Origin of the sequence: Arthrobacter sp. AOP36-A1-22 (assembly GCF_052377615.1) — a bacterium.
Lineage (GTDB): Bacteria > Actinomycetota > Actinomycetes > Actinomycetales > Micrococcaceae > Arthrobacter_H.
Genome location: NZ_JBQSWX010000027.1, coordinates 12,566 through 33,702, shown reverse-complemented (window position 1 = coordinate 33,702; position 21,137 = coordinate 12,566). Strand labels below are relative to the sequence as shown.

At 67.1% G+C, this 21,137-nt stretch carries 20 protein-coding genes, 1 tRNA gene and 1 pseudogene; 16 read left to right on the top strand and 6 right to left on the bottom strand.

Features of this window, described 5'->3' with window-relative positions; all coding sequences use genetic code 11:
• The first annotated feature begins 2 nt into the window (after positions 1-2).
• The 12 genes and pseudogenes from ACT3S2_RS13850 to ACT3S2_RS13795 form a co-directional block, all read left to right on the top strand.
• Positions 3-1,466, top strand: coding sequence for an SCO6880 family protein (locus ACT3S2_RS13850; RefSeq protein ID WP_444555335.1), 1,464 nt, complete (start codon positions 3-5; stop codon positions 1,464-1,466).
• 256 nt (positions 1,467-1,722) lie between these two features.
• Positions 1,723-1,971, top strand: coding sequence for a hypothetical protein (locus tag ACT3S2_RS13845; RefSeq protein WP_101569930.1), 249 nt, complete (start codon positions 1,723-1,725; stop codon positions 1,969-1,971).
• Entirely contained in the window at positions 1,968-2,903 is a 936-nt protein-coding gene (locus tag ACT3S2_RS13840; RefSeq protein ID WP_444555334.1) for a Clp protease N-terminal domain-containing protein, read from the top strand. Before ACT3S2_RS13845 ends, ACT3S2_RS13840 begins: the two co-directional genes overlap by 4 nt.
• Before the next feature lie 2 nt (positions 2,904-2,905).
• On the top strand, positions 2,906-4,693 hold the full coding sequence (locus tag ACT3S2_RS13835) for an ABC transporter ATP-binding protein (RefSeq protein WP_101569928.1): 1,788 nt from the start codon (positions 2,906-2,908) through the stop codon (positions 4,691-4,693).
• A gap of 171 nt (positions 4,694-4,864) precedes the next feature.
• Entirely contained in the window at positions 4,865-5,731 is an 867-nt protein-coding gene (locus tag ACT3S2_RS13830; RefSeq protein WP_444555333.1) for a hypothetical protein, read from the top strand.
• Positions 5,728-7,215: an ATP-binding protein gene (locus ACT3S2_RS13825; RefSeq protein ID WP_101569926.1), complete on the top strand. Its 1,488-nt coding sequence runs from the start codon at positions 5,728-5,730 to the stop codon at positions 7,213-7,215. The genes ACT3S2_RS13830 and ACT3S2_RS13825 overlap by 4 nt, the downstream gene beginning before the upstream one ends.
• Positions 7,215-7,784, top strand: a complete 570-nt coding sequence (locus ACT3S2_RS13820) for a hypothetical protein (protein WP_180958886.1) — start codon at positions 7,215-7,217, stop codon at positions 7,782-7,784. Before ACT3S2_RS13825 ends, ACT3S2_RS13820 begins: the two co-directional genes overlap by 1 nt.
• Positions 7,781-9,565: a TraM recognition domain-containing protein gene (locus ACT3S2_RS13815; RefSeq protein ID WP_101569924.1), complete on the top strand. Its 1,785-nt coding sequence runs from the start codon at positions 7,781-7,783 to the stop codon at positions 9,563-9,565. Before ACT3S2_RS13820 ends, ACT3S2_RS13815 begins: the two co-directional genes overlap by 4 nt.
• Positions 9,566-9,653: 88 nt before the next feature.
• Complete coding sequence (locus ACT3S2_RS13810) at positions 9,654-10,100, top strand: single-stranded DNA-binding protein (RefSeq protein WP_444555332.1); 447 nt, start codon at positions 9,654-9,656, stop codon at positions 10,098-10,100.
• A gap of 18 nt (positions 10,101-10,118) precedes the next feature.
• Entirely contained in the window at positions 10,119-10,691 is a 573-nt protein-coding gene (locus tag ACT3S2_RS13805; RefSeq protein ID WP_444555331.1) for a hypothetical protein, read from the top strand.
• The gene (locus ACT3S2_RS13800; protein WP_101572327.1) at positions 10,688-10,930 is read left to right on the top strand and encodes a hypothetical protein; all 243 of its coding nucleotides are present in this window, start codon (positions 10,688-10,690) and stop codon (positions 10,928-10,930) included. The genes ACT3S2_RS13805 and ACT3S2_RS13800 overlap by 4 nt, the downstream gene beginning before the upstream one ends.
• A 229-nt stretch (positions 10,931-11,159) precedes the next feature.
• Positions 11,160-12,194 (top strand): annotated as a pseudogene (locus tag ACT3S2_RS13795) (recombinase family protein); the annotation flags it as partial.
• Between the two features lie 192 nt (positions 12,195-12,386).
• On the opposite strand, the gene ACT3S2_RS13790 reads toward ACT3S2_RS13795, so the two are convergent.
• Together ACT3S2_RS13790 and ACT3S2_RS13785 are read right to left on the bottom strand one after the other, a co-directional pair.
• Positions 12,387-12,596 carry a hypothetical protein gene (locus tag ACT3S2_RS13790; protein WP_444561806.1) on the bottom strand — a complete coding sequence of 70 codons (210 nt, stop codon included), beginning with the start codon at positions 12,594-12,596 and terminating at the stop codon, positions 12,387-12,389.
• 148 nt (positions 12,597-12,744) lie between these two features.
• Positions 12,745-12,820, bottom strand: a tRNA-Lys gene (locus ACT3S2_RS13785).
• Between the two features lie 101 nt (positions 12,821-12,921).
• Between ACT3S2_RS13785 and ACT3S2_RS13780 the strand changes: the two genes are divergently transcribed.
• From ACT3S2_RS13780 to ACT3S2_RS13770, 3 genes are all read left to right on the top strand, one after another.
• On the top strand, positions 12,922-13,581 hold the full coding sequence (locus ACT3S2_RS13780) for a hypothetical protein (protein ID WP_444555330.1): 660 nt from the start codon (positions 12,922-12,924) through the stop codon (positions 13,579-13,581).
• A 300-nt stretch (positions 13,582-13,881) separates the two neighbouring features.
• The gene (locus ACT3S2_RS13775; RefSeq protein WP_241895493.1) at positions 13,882-14,478 is read left to right on the top strand and encodes a hypothetical protein; all 597 of its coding nucleotides are present in this window, start codon (positions 13,882-13,884) and stop codon (positions 14,476-14,478) included.
• Positions 14,479-14,491: 13 nt separating this feature from the next.
• Positions 14,492-15,514 (top strand): inorganic phosphate transporter, encoded by a 1,023-nt coding sequence (locus tag ACT3S2_RS13770; RefSeq protein ID WP_086997598.1) that lies wholly within the window; start codon positions 14,492-14,494, stop codon positions 15,512-15,514.
• Positions 15,515-15,684: 170 nt separating this feature from the next.
• On the opposite strand, the gene pstB is transcribed toward ACT3S2_RS13770, so the two are convergent.
• The 4 genes from pstB to pstS form a co-directional block, all read right to left on the bottom strand.
• Positions 15,685-16,464 (bottom strand): phosphate ABC transporter ATP-binding protein PstB, encoded by a 780-nt coding sequence (pstB, locus tag ACT3S2_RS13765; protein WP_086997601.1) that lies wholly within the window; start codon positions 16,462-16,464, stop codon positions 15,685-15,687.
• Positions 16,465-16,491: 27 nt separating this feature from the next.
• Positions 16,492-17,616 (bottom strand): phosphate ABC transporter permease PstA, encoded by a 1,125-nt coding sequence (pstA, locus tag ACT3S2_RS13760; RefSeq protein ID WP_441392249.1) that lies wholly within the window; start codon positions 17,614-17,616, stop codon positions 16,492-16,494.
• Entirely contained in the window at positions 17,616-18,548 is a 933-nt protein-coding gene (gene pstC / locus ACT3S2_RS13755; RefSeq protein ID WP_086997605.1) for a phosphate ABC transporter permease subunit PstC, read from the bottom strand. Before pstC ends, pstA begins: the two co-directional genes overlap by 1 nt.
• Before the next feature lie 85 nt (positions 18,549-18,633).
• Positions 18,634-19,755 (bottom strand): phosphate ABC transporter substrate-binding protein PstS, encoded by a 1,122-nt coding sequence (pstS, locus tag ACT3S2_RS13750; protein ID WP_443411958.1) that lies wholly within the window; start codon positions 19,753-19,755, stop codon positions 18,634-18,636.
• A gap of 240 nt (positions 19,756-19,995) precedes the next feature.
• On the opposite strand from pstS, the gene ACT3S2_RS13745 reads away from it, so the two are divergent.
• On the top strand, positions 19,996-21,123 hold the full coding sequence (locus ACT3S2_RS13745) for an FUSC family protein (RefSeq protein ID WP_443411957.1): 1,128 nt from the start codon (positions 19,996-19,998) through the stop codon (positions 21,121-21,123).
• Positions 21,124-21,137 lie beyond the last annotated feature (14 nt).

The following is a 21,137-nucleotide window of genomic DNA, read 5'->3' as shown; positions in this document are numbered from 1 at the left end:
CCATGACGACGAAGCAGAAGGAGTCCTCCACGGAGCTGGTGCCGGTCAAGTTCTCCCGCCTCACCCGCCGCGGTATCCTCCTTGGCCTGTCCCTGGCCCAGCTCATCACCCTCGCCACCGGCGTCCTTGCCGTCGTCGGCGGCCTGTATGCCGGCGGTGGCATCCTGCTGGCTTACACGGCTCCGGTGTGGGTGCTCGCCGCGGCGCTGACGTGGATACCCGTCGCCGGACGCCCAGCCGTGGAGTGGCTGCCGGTCGCATCCTGGTGGCTCTGGCGCACCACCGCAGGCCAACTCCTCTATCGGCGCCGCATCGTGGCACCGCGGCCGGTCGGGACGCTCGCGCTGCCCGGGGACATGGCACGCATGCGCGAGTACACCGACCCCGACACCGGGGCCGGGATGATCCATGACCCCCACGCCGCGACCCTCACCGTGGTCTGCGAGGTGACCCATCCAGCGTTCGTGCTCCTGGACCCGGGCGAGCAGGAACGCCGCGTTACCTCCTGGGGTCGCGTCTTGGCCACGGTGTGCCGCTCCGGACGGATCGCCACCCTCCAAGTCGTCGAACGCACTTTGCCGGACTCCGGCACCGGATTGGCTGAATGGTGGGCCTCCCACGGCACCGCCGACGACACCTGGGCCGCGACCACGTACGCGGAACTGATCGAGCGTGCCGGGCCGGCCGGGGAACGGCACGCGACCACTTTGTCCCTCTCGCTGGATATGAAGACCGCGGCCCGGCAGATCAGGACCGCCGGCGGAGGCATCCGCGGGGCCGCGGCCGTCCTGCGCCAGGAGATGTCGACCCTGGTCGCGGCGCTGCGCTCAGCGGACCTGAAGCCCTCCGGGTGGCTGAGCCCGGGACAGATCGCGGTGATCCTGCGCAGCGCATATGACCCGGCGATCGCCGCGACCCTGGAACGCCACGGCGAACTCGGCCAGCACCTCGCCACCGCTGGCCCCGTGGCCGTCAACGAGTCCTGGACCCGGTTGCGCACCGACTCCGCACACCACGCAGTGCTGTGGGTCTCGGAGTGGCCGCGCTCGATGGTCTACCCGGGCTTCCTGTCTCCGGTGCTGCTGTCCACCGGCATCCAACGCAGCTTCTCGCTGCTGTGCACTCCGATGCGTTCGGACCAGGCCGCCCGCGACATCCGCAAGAAGAAGGTCGAGCACATCTCCGACGCCGCCCAGCGGGCGAAGATCGGGCAGATCGAAGACGCCACCCAGACCGCCGAGTACCACGACGTCCTCCAGCAGGAAGCCGACCTGACCGCCGGCCACGGCGTGCTGCGGTTCACCGGCCTCATCAGCGTCTCCGCACCCACCGTCGAAGAGCTGGAGGCCGGTGTGGCCGCGATTGAGCAGGCCGCGATCCAAGCCTCCTGCGAGACCCGGCTACTCGTGGGACAGCAGGCCGCCGCGTTCACCGCCGCTGCGCTGCCGCTGTGTCGCCGAGTCTGACCCGTCAAACGGAGAGCCAGTACCAATCCCGAAGCCGGCTGCGTACGTGACGTGGGCATTCGGGTTGGTGCACACAGACTCTTTGATCGCCCGCCGTCTCCGCTTCGTGTGCTCGGCCCGTACCCGTGCGGGATCGAGTCGCTCTTCTCTGACTTCACCGTTCCTCGGCATCGTGGGCGCCCGGCTAGACGCGTTGTCCCGACGGGCAACGCAACTTATGTTGACTTGGAGGCCATGTCAACGTAGGTTGCTTTGTATGGAGATCATGGACCTCACAGTTCGGGCGGCTGACGTGTCCGACCCTCGCGTGGGACTGCGAGCGATCGCAGCATTGCGTCGCTTGGTGGACACGCTGGAGCTACGCCAGGTCGAAGCCGCTTTGGCCGCCGGTCTGGGCTGGACCGATATCGCCGATTGTCTGGGCGTGTCCCGTCAGGCCGTTCACAAGAAGTACCGCAACCGGGTCCGGCCCGGTCTGGCGCCCAAGCACGGAGGAGCTCGATGAGCGCACGCACGATGCCGATCTACCTGACCGCCGCCTGGCGCGAGGCCGCCCGTGCGCGGGAGCCTTACATCGACCTCGATCACCTTCTGATCGGCCTGATCGCTGCTGGCGGGCAGGCGGCCCAGTTACTCACCCGCCACGGCATCGATCTGATCTCTGCGCGCTCCGCCGCCGGTGCGGTCCATGCTGATGCGGTCGCTCTTCTCGGCGTGGACGTCCGCGCACTCCCCGCACCGGCACCGCGACCATTGAACGAGCTGAACCGCGGGGATGTTGGGGAAGTGCCGATGAACGAAAGGGCTGATCGACTCATTGACCGCCTCGGTGTCCGCGCGACAGAACGCGATCTGCTGCATGCCTTGCTCGCAGAGCCATCCGGAACGATCCGCGACCTCATCGAACGCGGTGGCGCTGATCTGGAAACCATGACCAGCGAGGTGGTTGGTGGCCACGCAGATTGGTCACCGGTCGCCCCGCAGCGTGCTCAGACCGTCGAATCGCAGGCAGAAACACGCATGGCAGCCGTGCAGCTGACGCACTTCATTCCCGCCGAGCGGGGACTCGTGCGTTCAGTCGCCACCGACAGCACGGTGGCCCCGCAATGGTTGATGGTTCCCGACACGACGCGGCAAAACGACGGCACGCTAGTCGTGGACGTGACGAAGCGCGGTCGCACCCGTACTCTCCGGCTCACCCCCACAGCCGACGAGGACGGACACGTTCGCTGGGACGACCAGCCGTTGGGCTGGTACGAGCTGCGATTTGTCGCCGTCGACGGTGGCACAATACTTACGCTGACCCGCGCTGTTCGTCCCCTCGGCTTGCTCGGCGCCGCACTGATTCCGCTGATCCGTCTGTCGAACGGACTTGGCCTGCTCGTCCGTGCACAAAACCTCGCGCTCGCCTGCGCCGACGCGATGGATCACAAGTAGTGATGGAGGGACGGGCAGGCGCCCCGACGCTCGCCCCGGCACCGTCGCGCGCCCTACTGGGCTACCTGCGCGAGCACCGTGGCGCACTCGTCATCGTGGTCGCTTTGTCGATCCTGGGCGCGGGGCTGAACCTGGCCCAACCGTTGCTGGTCAATCGGCTCATCGACTCGGTGGGGACCGGCCGACCGCTGGCCCAGCTGATCTGGGTGCTCATCGTCCTGGTGGTCGGTGCCGGGGTGGTCGGTGCGGTGCAGCAGTTCTTGCTGGAGCGCACCGCCGAAGGCGTCGTGCTGACCGCGCGGCGCCGGCTGATCGCCGCCCTGCTCCACCTCCCGGTGCGGGTCTATGACACTCGCCGCGCCGGTGACCTCGTCTCCCGGGTCGGGTCGGACACCACCATGGTGCGCGCCGCCCTGACCGGGGGGCTGGTCGACGCTCTCGGTGGCGCCCTGGTCTTCGCCGGCTCGCTCATTGCCATGCTGCTGCTCGATGCGGTCCTGCTCGGGATCACCCTGGCCGTCGTCGCAGTGGCCATGGTCAGCGTCGTGCTGGCCTCGGCCCAGATTCAGACCCTCACCCAATCGGCCCAGGAGGCACTGGGGCGGCTCGGCGCGGGCGTGGAACGGGCGGTCTCGGCGATCCGCACCATCCGGGCCAGCGGCGCCACCGACCGCGAGATCGCCCGACTCAACGATGAGGCGTCCGCCGCCTACGGCTACGGCGTGCGTGTGGCCGGCGTTGAAGCCGTGCTCTGGCCCATCAGCGGCCTCGCAGTCCAGGGATCATTCCTCGCCGTGCTCGGGGTCGGGGGCTACCGGGTAGCGGCCGGTGCCCTCACCGTGGCCGACCTGGTGACCTTCATCCTCTTCCTGTTCATGATGATCATGCCGCTCGGACAGTTCTTTTCCGCGATCACCACCGTGCGTTCCGCTCTTGGTGCCTTGGCCCGTATCCACGAGGTCCTCGACCTACCGCGGGAGGATGACGGCGACCCGCCTGTCATCGCGGGTGTGCCAGGGCGCGCCGGGACCTCCTCGGAAGAACCCCCACCACCCGCGGAGGGCGCCGAAGTCGTCTTCGACCACGTCACTTTCGCCTTCCGGCCCGGCCACCGCGTCTTGACCGATGTCACCCTCACGGCACCTCGCGGGTCCACCACCGCGATCGTGGGTCCGTCCGGGGCGGGCAAGTCGACCCTGCTTGCCCTGGTCGAGCGGTTCTACGACCCCGACCGCGGCGCAATCCGCCTGGATGGCACCGATATCCGGGTCATGCCGAGGGCGGTGCTGCGCGCCCAGATCGGTTACGTCGAGCAAGACGCGCCGGTGCTGGCCGGCACGATCCGCGAGAACCTTGTTCTCGCCAACCCCACCGCCGACGACGACCAATGCCGCACCGTGCTCGCCGCCGTCAACCTCCTGGAGCGCATCGCCGCCCATCCCGATGGGCTGGATGCCACTGTGGGCGACGACGGTGCCGGCCTGTCCGGCGGAGAACGCCAGCGCCTGGCCATCGCCCGCGCCTTGCTCGTAGACGCCCCGCTGCTCCTGCTCGATGAGCCCACCGCGAGCCTCGACTCCCGCAACGAGCAGGCCCTGCACCAAGCGATCCGCTCGGCATCGACCGGCCGCACGGTGCTCATCGTCGCTCACCGCCTGGCCACCGTCGCGGCCGCCGACCAGATCGTGGTCTTGGACCGTGGCCGGCTCACTGCCACTGGCACGCACGCCGAGCTATTGGAGACCTCGGCCCTCTACCGCGAACTCGCCCACCACCAACTGCTCGCATGAGAGTCGAGAGTCCCGCACTGGCCACGTGTGCGAGGACTTCGGACACACGCACGGCCGGCGTTGAACTGTGACACGGATACCCACCACGTCTGGTCGCCTCCCTCCGACGTGAGGCGCGCAGGGCTTGCGAGTGCACCTGCCTGACACACCACGTCTCAGGGAGGCCACACGATGCCCACATTCCACAACCCACTCGCCGATGCCGCCGAGGCATCTGACGCGCTGCGCGGGCTCGCGCACGCCAGCCGCGTCTTCGACAACCCCGCCGACACCTACAGCGTGCTCGGTGACCTCCTCTCGGGCGTCCGATCGCTGCGCCAGGTGCTCGATCAGCTCGGCTCCGCGCATCTCGTTCATCGCGGCCGCGCTCACGACGATGACGGTGACCAAGCGATCGGTGCCTCCGAAGCCCTCGCCGCGGCAGACGACCTGCACCACGCCGGAACGCTCCTCGATAGTGTCGAGGAGCGCGTCAATGCCGCGATGACCCATTCGGGACGCATCGCCTGGCACGCCCCCGCCCAGGAACTCGACCGGGAGGCAGTGTCCACGGAAGCACCGCGGCGGTGGCTCAGCGTCGTCTTCCTCCAAGGCTCAGAAGCTGACGAGGTGCTCGACCTCATCAACCGGGACGGCCCCGACGCGGCGATCACGCACCTGAGGAACTGGGACTACGGGGAGGAGACAACCGACGCGGCACTGGAGAACGGGTACGTCTACGAGGAACCACCCACCGGACAACTCGACCGGGTCGCCACGGACGGTGACTACACCCTCACGTACAACCCGTTCATGGGGCACGTCAATCTCCTCCGGGCACACCCCGCCGCCACACCCGACCCGACCATCGACGGGACCGACGTGGTGACATCGCGTGAGGCCATCAGCGGCGTCGGGCCACTCGATCCGAGCACGCCCCAGACCGAAGTGACGCCCGCATCCGCGCGGACGCAGCACGGGTCGGTGGGAGCGGAGCCGGACTGGTTCGCGGAGCCGACCCGCTCCTCAGAGTCGACGGGGCGGGGGTTGTCGCTGTGAGCGCGCGCGAGCCCGAACGCCTGCACACCTCGGTCCTGGTCGCCCCGACCGCCGACCGTCGCCGGCTCCGCAAGCAACGCAAACAGGCCGCCGCACGCCTCCAAGTCGAGCAGCGCCGCGCCGAGCAGGCCGCGGCCAGGGCGAAAGCCGAGGCCGAACGGGCCGACCGTAGAGCCACCACTTACCTACCCGCCGCCGGTGAGTCCGGTCCTACAGCTCTGCGCACCCCGGGCGGGTTCCGCCTCCCGCGCCACCAGGACACTTCCGCGACGCTGGCGGGTGCCTATCCGTTCGTCGCTGAAGGCGGTCTCGGCTCCGAGGGGGTGTTCGTCGGCCAAGACCTCTACTCCGGCGGCTCGTTCGTCTACGACCCCTGGGTGCTCTACGCCCGCGGGATCATCACCGCCCCCAACGTCGTCCTCGCCGGCATCGTGGGATCGGGCAAGTCCTCGCTAGCGAAGTCGCTCTACACGCGGTCGCTGCCGTTCGGGCGGCGCGTCTATGTCCCGGGTGATCCGAAGGGCGAGCACACCGCCGTCGCGAACGCGGTCGGCGGGAAGGCAATCGTCCTGGGCCACGGACTCAGCACGAGACTGAACCCCCTTGATGAAGGACTCCGGCCCTCCGGGCTGTCGGATCACGAGTGGGCCATCACGGTCGCCTCCCGCCGCCGCGATCTCATCGGCGCTCTTGCTGAGACTGTCCTGGCCCGCGGGTTAACGCCGTTGGAGCACACCGCGATCGACCTTGCCCTGACCGCAGTCGTCGCGGAGAACACTGTGCCGATCCTGCCGATGGTCGTCGACCGCATCCTCACCCCGGACGAGGCCGCCGACGGCAGGTTGGCCGAGGACGGGCGGCTCGTCGGCCATGCCCTGCGCCGCCTGGTCGCCGGTGACCTCGCCGGCCTGTTCGACGGTCCCAGCACGGTCCGGTTCGACCCGTCGCTGCCGATGATCAGTCTCGACCTATCCCGGGTCACCGAGAACTCCACACTCATTTCGGTGTTGATGACGTGCTCGTCGGCGTGGATGGAGTCCGCACTGCTGGACCCCAACGGTGGGCAGCGGTGGGTGATCTACGACGAAGCGTGGCGCCTGATGTCCCACCCAGCGTTGTTGAAGCGGATGGACGCGCACTGGCGCCTTGCGCGGCATTACGGGATCGCGAACATGCTGATCTTCCACAAACTCTCCGACCTGGACAACGTCGGCGACGCGGGCTCGGCCATGCGCTCCCTGGCGAACAGTCTGCTGGCCAATGCCGAGACCCGGATCGTCTACCGGCAGGAATCCGACCAGCTCGGCCCCACTGCCCAGGCGCTCGGGCTGACCGGCACCGAACAGAAACTGCTCCCATCGTTGGGCGTCGGGCAGGGGCTGTGGCGGATCAAGGACCGGGCTTTCGTCACCCAGCACCAGCTCCATCCCGCCGAGCTGGAGCTGTTCGACACCAGCTCGCGGCTCACCTCGGGGGTGAAGTGATGACCCGTAAACCCCCACGCCACACCACCGGACCGGTACCGGAAGAGACGCCGGTTGTGCTGCCGCACGCGGTCATCACCGTCACCGAGACCGGCGTCCTGGACGTCACCGTCGACGGCACCGACGTCCCACCACCAGACGGCGATGCGTGGACGCGCAGCACCTTCGGGCCCCTCATGGACGCCCTCACCCGGGACCGGACCAGCACGGTGCGCATCGAGGTGCACGAGAGCGACGGCACCGTGTTCACCGACGTCATCCGCACCCGCCGCCGCACCGCGCCCAAGCCACCAGAAACCGAGGCGGAGACCGAGGCCGAACGAGGCAGGCAGGTCAAAGGCAGCAGCAAGCGGCGGCCGGAACCCGTCGAAGTGACCGGCGACGGGTTCGTACCCGGCGAAGACGTCGCCGTCGCGGTCATCATCGCCCACGCCGATGCCATCAGCACCGGTCATGCCCGCGCCCTCCTGGACCGGGGTCAACTCCGGTCGCTGCCATCCGATGTTGCCAGCGAGGTCGTGCTGTTCGGACGCGTCTCGGGGACTATTCACGTGCGGCGGCTGCCGTGAGCGCCCCACCGGGGCGGCAGGGTGGGTCGTTCGGTGACGAGCTGACCAACGCCGCCCTTATCGCTCTGGTCGGGATGTTCGGGATCGCGCTCATCCTCCGCGCCTCGGGGTCCGTGGCGGCGTTCCTCACCGGCACACCCCAGCCCGAGGCCGGCCCCGCCGCTGGGCTCGGAGTGTTATTCAACCCCGGCGACCCCGCGGCTGCGCTCGACGCCGACGGGCTCAACCCGACCATGTACTGGATCATCACCGTGGCGATGCTGGCCGGGCTCGTGACCGCCGGAGTATGGGGGTGGGTGCGGCTGCGCCGCCATTCCCGCCGAGTCGAGACCGACCCACGCCGCCTCGCCGGCACCGCCACGGCCCATGAAGTCACCCAGACGGCCTCGGCGAAGGCGCTGCTCCGCCGGGCCGAGGCACTCCGCGCATCCCTGACCGATCCCGCACCGTCGGATGTCGGCTATCGGATCGGCACGTCCAAGGGGCGCGAAGTGTGGGCGTCGGTAGAAGACTCGATCCTGCTCATCGGCCCGCCCCGCTCCGGCAAGGGCCTGCACATCGTCATCCCGGCCATCCTCGACGCGCCCGGCGCCGTCGTCACCACCAGCACCCGGCCGGACAACCTCACCGCCACCCTCCGCGCGAGGCAGCGTGGCGGACGGCCGGTGGCGGTGTTCGACCCCCAGCGCCTCGCCGAAGGCATCCCCGCCGGAATGCGCTGGTCACCCATCCGCGGATGTGAGGACCCGCTCACGGCGATGATCCGCGCCACCGGCCTCTCCGCAGCGACCGGCCTGTCCGCTGGCGGGGTCGAATCCGGCGGCTTCTGGGAAGGCAAAACCCGCACCGCCCTCCAAGCCCTCCTGCACGCCGCGGCTCTCGACCACCGACCACCAGCAGAGCTGTTCCGGTGGACCCTCGACCCCACCGCCGCCGCTGAAGCCGTCGCGATCCTCACCAACACCACGCAGGCGGCCACCGGGTGGGCGGACTCCCTCGGAGCAATGATCGACGCCGACCCCAAAACGCGGGATTCGATCTGGCAGGGCGTCGCCCTGGCCCTCAGCGCCCTGGCCGACCCCCGCGTCCTCGACGCGGTCTCGCCCGGGCCCGGTGAGGGCTTCGACCCCGAAACCTTCATCCGTGACCGCGGCACGCTCTATCTCCTCGCCACCGGCGCCGGGGCCGGTGCATCCTCCGCGCTGGTGGCGGCGTTCGTCGAAGACCTCATCGAAACTGCCCGCCGTATCGCTGCCCGCTCACCAGGCGCACGCCTCGACCCGCCCCTGCTGCTCGCGCTCGACGAGATCGGCAACCTCGCACCACTTCCCAGCCTGCCCACGTTGATGGCTGAGGGCGGCGGTACCGGTATCACCACCCTGCCCGTCCTCCAGTCCCTGGCCCAAGCACGGGATAAGTGGAGCGACAACGCCGCCGGAGCAATCTGGGACGCCAGTATCGTCAAGATCATCCTCGGCGGCGCCTCCAACTCCCGCGACCTCCAAGACCTGAGCACGCTCATCGGCGAACGCGACGAGTACACCGACTCCGTCACCCGCGGCGACCACGGCACCCGCTCCAACCAACGCTCCATCCGCCGCGTCGCGATCCTCCCACCAGACCGCATCAGGACACTCCCGTTCGGCACCGGTGTCACCCTGCTGCGAGCCGCGCCGCCGATCGTCACCGACCTACGCTCCTGGCCGTCACGTTCGGACGCAGGCCAGCTGAAGGCCGACCGGGCCGAGATCGAGGCGCTGCTGCGTCGCCCTGGTTCCTGACCCGGCGCGCCTGCCGGGGGTGGGATGTGCACCTGCCTGACACCAGCGACCCCGATCCGGGGACGCCGCGTTTCAGGAGGAGATTCCGATGGCTATCCAGACTCAGCAATCGTTCTCGGGCTTCGTCGCGTCCGACCCGCAACTCACCCGCACCGAGAACGGCGATGCCAGGCTGTACATGAAGGTCGGCAAGGAACACTACCGGCAGGAGGACGACCGGTCGTTCACCCAGTTGGAGACCACCTTCCACAACCTGGTCGCCTTCAAGGCCGCCGCAGAGCAGGGCCACGAACGACTCGCGAAGGGCGACAAGTTCATCGCCGAGGGCTACGTCCGCGAATACACCCACCAACGCGACGGTCAAGCGGTCGAGGGTGAGGAGTTCGTCGCCCGCCGGCTCGGGCACGACATGGCCCGCACGCGATACGACGTCGACCGCACACCCCGCCGGGCCGCGCCTGAGCGGGACGCGGCCGCGTTTACCGCCCCCGAGCACCGCCCCGTCACGCAGCCGCCTGCGTCCGTGAGCATGTGACCGAAGGGGATGCTGACGATGGACGAATACACCCCCGGACCAGACGAGCCCGACGATCTGGACGACGACCCCGGCACCGAAGACGCATCGGATGATGTGGCGGAGCCGCCGCACCCGGTGAACTGGAACCTGCTGACCGCCCACGACCTCGAACAGGAGTGGCTGGCGCTGAACGACTGGGTGGCATGGCTGCGCCGCACTTACGGGCTCCCCGCTGCGGTGATCCCGCCGTTCTGGCACCGGCACCTGGAACTGATGTGGGAGCTGTCCGCGCTGCACCTCCACTGGCTGTGCGCCTACGACCCCGAACAGAACGGTTCGGCGCCCGTCGGCTGGCACCGCGACTTCGCCGACGCCCGCAACAGGCTCCGCGAATGGGTCGCCGCCTCCGGCACCCGCCTGGACCGCGACCGGCACACCCGGCAGACCGTCTGGCCCGGTGAAGACCCCGCCCCGCCCGTCGAGGACGTCATCATCGCCGACCGCGGCGAGGACTTCGTGGAGTTCGTGTTCGAGCAGGTCGAGGCCCGCCGCGAAGCCGAGGAGGCGTTCTTCCGCGCCCTCGATGAACGCACCGGAGAAATCTCATGACGCACCGAGAAACGCCCGGCCGGGACGAGCGGCTGCCGGATCGGATGCGGGACTACCGGATTGAGGCCGAGCCGCGTGAGACACCCGACCTGCACAAGCTCGCACAACTGTTCATCGGCATGGCCCGTTCCCGCGCCGAACAAGACCACGCCCGTCCCGCACCGGACACCGTGTCGCCGGGTCCCGACGCATGTCGGGGGCACGAGGTAGAATCAGATCAGCAAGAAGCCAACGACTAAACCTCCGGTTCGGTCGTGGTGCGCGGTCCTGTTTGGCCTTCGTGGCTTACCCAGCAGGCTCCGATATCGAGTCGGCTGGGTCCTGTTTCCCTTTTACGAGTCGCACCGCACCAGCGGTAGCCACCGTTCGTGCTGGGCCCGATCAATCCGGGGAAGGGAAACACGACCCGTGACCATTACACAACCACCAGCCACTACCGCCCTGGACCGCATCGGCGAGACCACCACCATGGCAGTCTCCTACCTGCGCGTGTCCACCAAGGAACAAGCCGAACGCGGCGGCCGTGCCGAGGGCTTCTCGATCCCCGCCCAGCGGGAGGCGAACCTGCGCAAGGCCCGAGACCTCAACGCGGTCATCACCGAAGAGTTCATCGACGCCGGCGAGTCCGCCCGCAAGGCCGACCGGCCCGAGCTGATGCGGATGATCGAGTACGTCAAGGCCCACCACGTCGCCTACTGCATCGTCCACAAGGTCGACCGGCTCGCCCGCAACCGCGCCGACGACGTGACCATCCACCTCGCCCTCAAAGAGGCCGGGGTCATGCTCGTGTCCGCGACCGAGAACATCGACGAGACCCCGTCGGGGATGCTGCTGCACGGCATCATGTCCACCATCGCGGAGTTCTACTCCCGCAACCTCGCTGGCGAAGTCTCCAAGGGCATGAACCAGAAAGCGCTCAGTGGCGGCACCAACGGCAAAGCACCCATGGGCTACCTCAACGTCACCCGCCGCGACGAACTCGGCCGCGACGTCCGCACCGTCGAGGTCGACCCCGACCGTGCCCCGCTGGTGCGATGGGCGTTCGAGGCCTACGCCACCGGGAACCACTCCACCATCAGCCTGCGTGAAGAACTCATCGACCGTGGCCTGACCACGGTCCCGACCCCGAAGCGGCCCTCGAAGCCGCCGGTGCTGTCTACGATCCACAAGATGCTCACCAACCCCTACTACAAGGGCAGCGTCCGGTTCCGCGGCGCCAGCTACGACGGCATCCACGAACCCCTAGTCGCGCCCGAGGTCTGGTACCGAGTTCAGGCCGTCCTGACCGCGCATCAGACGTCCGGAGAGAAGACTCAATCCCACGACCACTACCTCAAGGGAAGCCTGTACTGCGGGGAGTGCGGGTCCCGACTGACCCTGACCCGGGCGAAGAGCCGCCGCGGCGTCATCTACCCCTACTTCATGTGCTCCGGCCGGCACGCCAAGCGCACCACCTGCGAACGCAAGTCCATGTTCGTGCCCGACATCGAAGCCGCCGTCGAGGACTACTACCGCCACGTCCAGATACCCGAGCAAGTCCTCACCGCGCTCCGCGAGCTAGTCACCGGTGAATTCGATCGGCTCCACACCGCCGCCAAGCAGGAGACCCAGGCATACAAGGGCGAACGCGACGCGCTCCGGAATGAACGCCAGAAACTCTTGCAAGCCCACTACGCCGGAGCCGTCCCCCTGGACCTACTGGGGACCGAGCAGGACCGCATCGCCCGTCGGCTTGCGTTCCTCCAAGCGCAGATTAACGCCGGCGACATCGAGTACGAACAGGCCAAGGCCCACTTGGACGACTGCCTGGCGCTGGCCGGCGACATGCACGCCATCTACATGAGCATCGACGACCCACTGCGACGGATCGCCAACCAAGCCTTCTTCGACAAGCTCATCGTCCAAGACGACGACACCATCCACGGGGAGCCCGGCGTCCCGTTCAACGTGTTTCTCAGCCGCGACGTCCAGACCCTCGCCGTCCGCCAACAAGGACGGACGACGGAATCCGGAACTCAAACCGGTGATGTCGCTGGTTTGAACAACGACCTTCTGGTGGGCCCTACGGGGATCGAACCCGTGACCAGCGGATTAAAAGTCCGATGCTCTACCACCTGAGCTAAAGGCCCCCGGCGACCATGATGGCCGGTATATATCCTAACGCAATCCGCGCTCTCCGTTGCAGCGAGGTCGTGGCCGGGGTGTTTGGGTCCGGAGTATCGTCGAGTACATGAGTGACGCCCAGACATCCGCAGCGGGCTCGGGTGGACGCCGACACCACCGCCCGACACCTTTTGCCCCGGCAGATTTCGAGCCCTTCGCCAGTGGTATCGACCCTGCCCGCATTTCGGAGGCCGGCCAATTGGCGGCCGAGGCGTTGGTCCACCACGGGCGGGCCAACTCCGATCCCGCAGTGACCGCCCGGCTCATCAAGCTGGCCGATCAGGAGGGTCTGGAGGTGCTGGCCGAACTGTGGGCCAAGAGCCCCGCCCGTTCGCTCCCCGGCGCCCTGTGGCGGCTCTACGCCCTCGGAACGGCCACCCGGCGCGACCCCGAACGCTACGCCGCGTATTTCGCCGCCGGGCAACAGACCGCCGACGTTTCACGGGTCGTCGCCGGGGTGGCCGAACCTCCGGGAGCGGACGAAGTCTCGGCGATGACCGATTCGATCCTGACCGGAGCCTTCGACGGTGATTTCGACGTGGCTCTGGAACGTACTGCCGCGTTCTGCCGGATCATCTCCTTGGGCCAGGCCGAGCACGCCGACGCCTCCGAGACCTCCAGCGCCGACCGGGCCACCCGATTGACCCGCAACGCCGACCTGCTGGTGAAGACGGCGGAGGATCTCGAAGCGGCGGCCCGGTCGTGGCGGCGCGGCGAATTAACCTGAACCGGCACCAGTGCCCCGCCTGATCTGTTCCGCCATCGCGAGTATCCGGCATCCCACCTAGCGAGATCCCATGTTGACACGGCCGGGGGTGACGGAGAAAAATGGAGGCGGTGTCGGACCGCGGTAGCCCCGGGTTCCAAAATTTAGCCGCTTCGAGCGGCCTTCCGCCGAGAGGTGCTCCCGGTTCGGCACCACCCCACCGGTCAGGTCTTTGAAGGCCCGTGCGTAGACTGGGACGCAATCATTCGTCCACCCACCAGACGCCGGCGGTAGAGCTTCGTGAAATTCAGATTATTTCCCGTGGAGACGCGTGGACTGGAGTTGCTGCAGGAGTTGGGCACCACGGTCCGCCATTGCGTGGAAACCCTGTCGGAACTGTTGGGGGCTCCCTCCGAGGACCAGCCGGGACTGATCCGAGAGCTCGAGCAGTTCGAGCAGCGGGCCACCGATCTGCATCATGGCCTGCTCACACATTTGCGCACCAGCTACGTCAACCCGCTACCGCGTGAGGATCTCTACACGTTTTCCCGCCTGCTCCATGACGCCGTGGGCGAACTCTGCGGGGCCGGCGACCTGTTGGTGTCCACCTCGGTGTCCGGGGTCTCCCGTCGGGCTGCGGAACAGCTGGAGATGCTCGGACGTCAATCGGAGATGACCAATGAGGCGCTGGCCAGGCTCCAGCACCCCGACGACCTCGAGGACGTCTGGATCCAGATGATTCGGCTCAGTCGCCGTTCCCGCCGGACCCACCGGGCCTGGCTGGGAGAGATCGCCGATTTGTCCAAGGCCTCCTCGATCCTGCGCCACCGTGCGGTCGCCGAACAATTGCAGGCATCAGTGAACTCGTTGCGGGCGGTCGCCGACCATCTGGGACGCGTCCTGGTCAAGGAATCCTGAGCCGGTCGGAACCATGACCGTGCTGCTGTGGTGCGTCTTCGCCGCGATCTGTGCCTTCGCGTTCCTCAACGGCTTCCGCGACGCCTCCAACTCCGTGGCGGCAGCCGTCCGTACCCGGGCGCTGACCCCCTCGATCGCGGTGGTCTTGGCCGCATTTTTCACCGTCGTGGGAACCCTGCTCAGCACAACGTTCGGCAGTTCCTTGGTCTCCGCCGCCGATTTGAACGTCCCGGATGGGGCCGCGGGTCTGGCGATCCTGCTGACAGCCGTCTTGGCCGCGGGTGGCTGGGGATTGTTTTGCTGGTATCGGGCCATGCCGATGTCCTCGACCCAGGCGGTGATCTCGGGGTTCGCCGGTGCCAGCGGGGCCTCGGCACTGCTCGGCGGGGACGGCGCCCAGGGGATCACCCGGATGCTGGTCGGTGGCGTGCTGATCCCGCTGCTGCTGACCCCAGTGATCGCTTTTGGCCTATCCTTCCTGGTGGTCATCCCGCTGACCTGGCTGCTACGCAATTCCAGCTCCTCTGATGTGAACACCATCGGGCGGCTGGGTCAGTCGGTCACTACCGGGGCCGTGGCCCTGGGGCACGGCCTACAGGACGGCCAACGCACCGCCGCGATGCTCACCCTGGCCCTCGTGGCCGGGCAGACCGCCACCCCCACGGGAATCCCCTTCTGGGCGCAGGCCCTCGCTGCGGGCTGTTTGGGCGTCGGGGTGCTGTGCGGGGGGTGGCGCATCACCCATACGATCGCCTACCGGCTGGTGGCTATCGATCCGCTGCGCGGCATGGGCGCCCAGGCGGTGTCCGCCTCCATGCTGTTCATCGGCGCGATCGCCTTGAACATGCCCCTGTCGACGACCCAGGCGGTGACCAGCTCCATCGTGGGTTCGGGCGCCAACCAGCGGTACGAATCGGTGGCCTGGAGGCGCGTGGTCTCCGTCGTGTTGTATTGGCTGGCAACTCCCGTGACCTGCATTGCCGCCGCAGGGGTGCTTTTCCTGGCCATCAATCCACTGCTGGGCTGGGCCGGCTGAAGCAACGGCCCATGCCCTCGAGGTGCATGCTGCCCGGGGGGAGTTCAACGCACGGATGCGGGGCACCGGCAGGCACCCCGCATCCGCACTCGATCCACTGGGGATCCCCCGGAGATTCCCCCTCCGGGGCCGTTCCCGCCACGCGCTGACCCGCGACGGAAACCGTCTGTTTATCCGAACCGGCCAGAGACGTAGTCTTCGGTGGCCTTGACGGACGGGTTGGAGAAGATCGTGGCCGTATCGTCGTATTCGATGAGCTTGCCTGGTTTTCCGGTCCCGGCGATGTTGAAGAAGGCCGTCTTATCGGATACCCGGGCCGCCTGCTGCATGTTGTGCGTGACGATGACTACCGTGTAGTCGTTCTTCATCTCGTTGATCAGGTCTTCGATCGCCAGGGTGGAGATCGGGTCCAGGGCCGAGCACGGTTCGTCCATGAGGATCACCCCGGGTTTGACCGCAATGGTGCGGGCAATACACAGGCGTTGCTGCTGGCCACCCGAGAGCCCGGATCCCGGCTTATCCAGCCGGTCCTTGACCTCGTTCCACAGGTTGGAGGCGCGCAGCGAGGACTCCACCAGGTCATCGGCGTCGGATTTGCTGATCTTGCGGGCATTCAACTTCACCCCGGCCAACACGTTGTCGCGGATGGACATCGTGGGGAACGGGTTGGGTCGCTGGAAGACCATGCCGATCTGGCTGCGCACGGTGACCGGGTCGACCCCTGGGTCATAGAGGTTGTCTCCGTCGAGCAGGACCTGGCCCTCGACGGTGGCGCCGGGGATCACTTCGTGCATCCGGTTCAGGGTGCGCAGGAAGGTGGACTTGCCACAGCCCGAGGGGCCAATGAAGGCGGTGACCGACTTGGCTTCGATTTCGATGTTCACGTCCTCCACGGCGCGGAAGTTGCCGTAGTAGACGTTGAGGTCTGAGACGTCGATGCGTTTGGACATAAGGGGTTCCTTCGGTGTTCTTCGGGCCTAGCGGCCGGTCTTGGGGGAAAAGACCCGGGCAATCAGCCGGGCGCCGAGGTTCAAGACCATGACCATGATGATCAGCAGCAGGGCTGCCGCCCAGGCCCGTTGGGCACTGGGGTCGATGTTCGTCGGCGAGGTGGGGCTGAGGATCTGGTAGTAGATGAACGTCGGCAGCGTGGCCATCCAGTTGCTGAAGACGTTGAAGTTGATGTTGTTGGCCAGCCCGGCGGTGACCAGGATCGGTGCCGTCTCGCCGATGACGCGGGCAATGGCGAGGGTGACGCCCGAGGCGATCCCGGAGATCGCGGTGGGGATGACGACCTGGGAAATGGTGCGCCATTTGCGCACACCCAACGCGTAGGAGGCCTCACGGAGTTCGTTGGGGACGATCTTGAGCATCTCTTCGGTGGAGCGGACCACCGTGGGGATCATCAACACCGACAGGGCGACGGCGGCAACAATGCCCATCCGGGTGGAGGGTCCGAAGATGACACCGAACAGGGCGCCGGCGAAGAGGCCCGCCACGATCGAGGGGATGCCGGTCATCACATCAACGAAGAACGTGATCCCCCGGCTGAGCGAATTGCCCTGCCCGTATTCGACCAGGTAGATCGCCGCGAGCATTCCGATCGGGACCGAGATGATCGTCGAGAACGCCGTGATCAACAGGGTGCCGATCACTGCGTGGTAGGCGCCACCGAGGACCGGGGTCCCGTCGGCCACCGACTGGTTGTCCACGGCCCCGGTCATGCCGTTCATCGAGGTGAACAGGAAGTTCGAGGTCATTCCCGGCAGGCCGCGTTCGAGCACCGTATACAGCACCGAGATCAGCGGGATCAGCGCCAGGATGAAGCAGCCGTAGATGAGGTAGGTGAAGAACGAGTTGGTCCCCTGCCGGCGGCCCTCCACGAGAACGGTCACCGTGGTGGCCCCGGCAACGAAGAGGAGGGCCGTGTAGATCATCATCGAGGCGATGGAGAAGCCACCGAGGGTGGATCCGGCGGCCCCGAGGATCAGGGCGGAGAGTCCGACGGCGGGGATCGCCCACCGAGGCAGGCGCCCCTTGGAGAGCCGGTTGCGGCGCGACGTGACCGGGACGGGAAGCGGGGTCAGGGTGGTGTTGGTCATCAGTTGGCTCCCGAGAATTGCTGGTGGCGGCTGATGATCCAGCGGGCGATCATGTTCACGGCCAGGGTGATCACGAACAGCACCAGGCCTGCCGCAATGAGTTCGGACATCCGCAGGCCGAAGGCCTCGGGGAAGTTCAGGGCGATTTCGGCGGCGATCGTCTGGTTGCCTGATTTGACCAGCGAGGGGATCAGCGTGCCGGTCGATAGCACCAGCGCCACGGCCATGGTCTCCCCGAGGGCCCGGCCCAAACCGAGCATGACCGCGGAGATGATCCCGGCACGGGCGAACGGCAACACCGACATACGGATCATTTCCCAACGGGTGGCCCCCAGCGCCAGCGCCGCTTCTTCATGAAGTCCGGGGGCCTGGAGGAAGATCTCCCGCGATAAGGAGGTGATGATCGGCAGGACCATCACCGCCAACACGACGCCCGCGGTGAGCATCGTCTTCCCGGTTTGGGAGACCGGCCCGCCGAAGATGGGGAGGAACCCGAAATTCTGGTTGAGCCATTCATAACCCGGAACCAAGACCGGTGCGAGCACCAAATAGCCCCAGATCCCGTAGATCACCGAGGGGATCGCGGCGAGCAGATCGATCACATAGCCCAGCGGTGCGGCCAGCTTCCGGGGGGCGTAATGCGAGATGAAGAGGGCGACGCCGAGCCCGACCGGGGTGGCCAGCACAATGGCTATGGCCGCTGCGATCACGGTGCCGATGACAATCGGCCAGATATAGGCGAAGAACCCGTGCCCCCCGGAGATGGCTTCCGGGTCGGCGGTGAAGGCGGGGATCGCCTGGACGAAGAGGAACAGGGCGACGGCGAAGAGCGTGAGGAGGATGAGGATCCCGGCGGACTTGGCGGCCGCGGAGAAGACCCGGTCTCCGGTCCTGCCCGAACCGGGTCCCGGAGTCAGCGCATTGGTTGTCATATGTGACCTTTCGGTCCGTGGTGGCCCGGAGTCCATAGCGGAGGGGAATTCCTGGACTCCGGGCTGGGTTGGTTATTCGCTTTGGCTACTCGGAAGCTACCTTGATGGAGTCGATGGCCTCATGGGCCTGTTCCATCAACGGCTCGGACAGCGGGGCGCTGCCCGCCGAGTCGGCTGCGGCCTGCTGGCCTTCGGCGCCGACGACGTAGTTGCCCCAGGCCTTGACCAGGTCAACGGTCTCCTGGTCCTGGTAGGTGCTGCAGTAGATGTGGTAGCTGACCAAGCTGATCGGGTAGGCCCCCGATTCGGTGGTATCGCGCTTCAGTTCCAGGGCCATGTCCACGTCCGAGCGCCCGGTGACCGGTTCGGCGCTTTCCACTGCCTTGGCTGCTGCTTCTGCGGAAAGCTCGGTGTAGTCCTCGCCCACCTTGACCGAGGCGGTCCCCAAGTCGCCGACGGCCGAAGCGTCGGCATAGGTGATCGCCCCCGGGGTCGAGGTGGTGGTGGATACGACGCCGGCGGTTCCCTTCGCGTTCTCGGACTGCAGGTCCGAGGGCCAGTCCCCCGACTCCTCGTACGTCCAGGTGTCACCTGCGGCTGCCGAGAGGTACTGGGTGAAGTTCTCGGTGGTGCCCGACTCGTCGTTGCGGTGCACCACGGTGATGTTGGTGTCCGGCAGGTCGACGCCCTCGTTCTGCTCGGCAATCGCCGGGTCGTTCCAGCTGGTGACCTCCAGCTTGAAGATGGCGGCGATCGTCTTCGCATCAAGCTTGAGCTGACCGACGCCTTCGAGGTTGTAGGCCACGGCGATCGGGGAGACGTAGGCCGGGATGTCGAACGCCCCCTCGGGGCCGCAGATCTTCTGGGAGGATTCGTACTCCTCGTCGGAGAGGTAGGCATCGGAACCAGCAAATTGTGCGCCACCTGCCAAGAAGGCCTTGCGACCGGCTCCTGAGCCATCCGGGGAGTACTGGACCTTCGCCCCCTCGCCGGTGGATTCGAATCCCGACTTCCACGCGTCCATGGCCGCCTTCTGCGAGGAGGCGCCGATACCGGTCAGGGTTCCGGTGACGGCCTTGCTACTCTGCTCCGAAGAGCCGCCCGAACTTTCGGTGCTGCCGGTGGGATTATCGGAACCGCAGGCGGTGAGAGCCAGGGCTGCGACGGAAAGTACTGAGGCGATCTGAACAGTGCGGGAAAGCTTCACGTGGTCATTCCTTCTTCTTCTGCGACGATGGCTGGTCTTGCGGTGCATCTACGACGCTAGGCAGCGGAAGTGAAGAACGGTCCCGGGCCGGGTGAACAACAGGTTAACTCGGGTCGGATCTTCTCCGCATGTTCGCGGGAATTCCAGCGTTGACGAGGGTTTTCGGTCGTGAGTGCGCTTCGTGAGCGGTCCATCACACAGCGCTGGGGTGTTCACCTGCTTTCATGCCAAACTGTAGGCATGGACAAGAGGACACCGCTGGGCAACGTGTCCTCATTTTTGCGCCGGAGAGCACGTTCGGGGACGGCTCGGGTCCGTGTATCACTGGTGCAGATCATTCAAATCACCGTCTGCGCGGTCGGCGCCTACTGGATCGCGGAGAAGATCCTGGGCCACCAGGCGCCCCTCTTCGCTGCCACATCGGCGGTGATCGCCTTGGGGTTCGGTGGAATGACGAGGATGCGCCGCGTCCTCGAGGTGGCCATCGGCTGCACCCTGGGCATCGCCGTCGGCGACCTTTTGCTCACCGCGCTGGGTACCGGAATCTGGCAGGCGGCCACCGTGGTCTCTGTTTCCCTGGTTCTCGCCCGTTTCCTGGACAGCGGATCGATCTTCACCACCCAGTTCGGAGTTCAGGCCCTGCTCGTGGTTTTGCTCCCGGCCCCCGATGGCGGTCCCTTCACGCGTAGTGCCGATGCCATCATCGGAGGATTATGCGCCCTGCTGATCACCGCCTTGGCGCCGCGGGACCCGCGTCGGGAACCGGCCGGGGAACTACGCCAACTCATACGTGAACTCTCGGCCATCCTGCGCGAATGCTCCGTCGCCGTCCGCGAATCCGATTCGACCCGCGCCTGGCATGCACTGGTCAGGGCACGCGGGTCCCAGCCGCTGATGGATAAGATTCCGGCTTCGTTGACCGGCGCCCATGAGATCGCCACGTTTTCACCACATTTTCGGCGCCACCGCGGCGAACTGCAACGGTTGCGGCGGGTCGCCGGGCAAGTAGATCTGGCCATGCGTAACCTCCGGGTCTTTTCCCGGCGGATGGCTTCGGTCATCACCCACGCGGCCCTACGCGATGAAGCCGCCCTGGAGCTCTCGGTCTACCTCGACGAGTTGGCCGATGCCGCCGACGCGTTGGCCCGCTCCGTCATGGAGCCCCAACAATCACAGCGTGACCGAGCAGAGACAGCCGCACGGGAGGAACTCATCGCTGCCGCCGGCCGGCTCACCCCCGCCTCCTTCGGCGCCACCGGACTACAGGGCGAGGGGCTCGTCCTGTTGCTGCGCCCCCTGGTCGTGGACCTGTTGGAGGCCACCGGCTTGGAGCACTCCGAAGCGGTCCCCTTCCTGGCCAGGCTCTGAAACGCGCCCAGCTG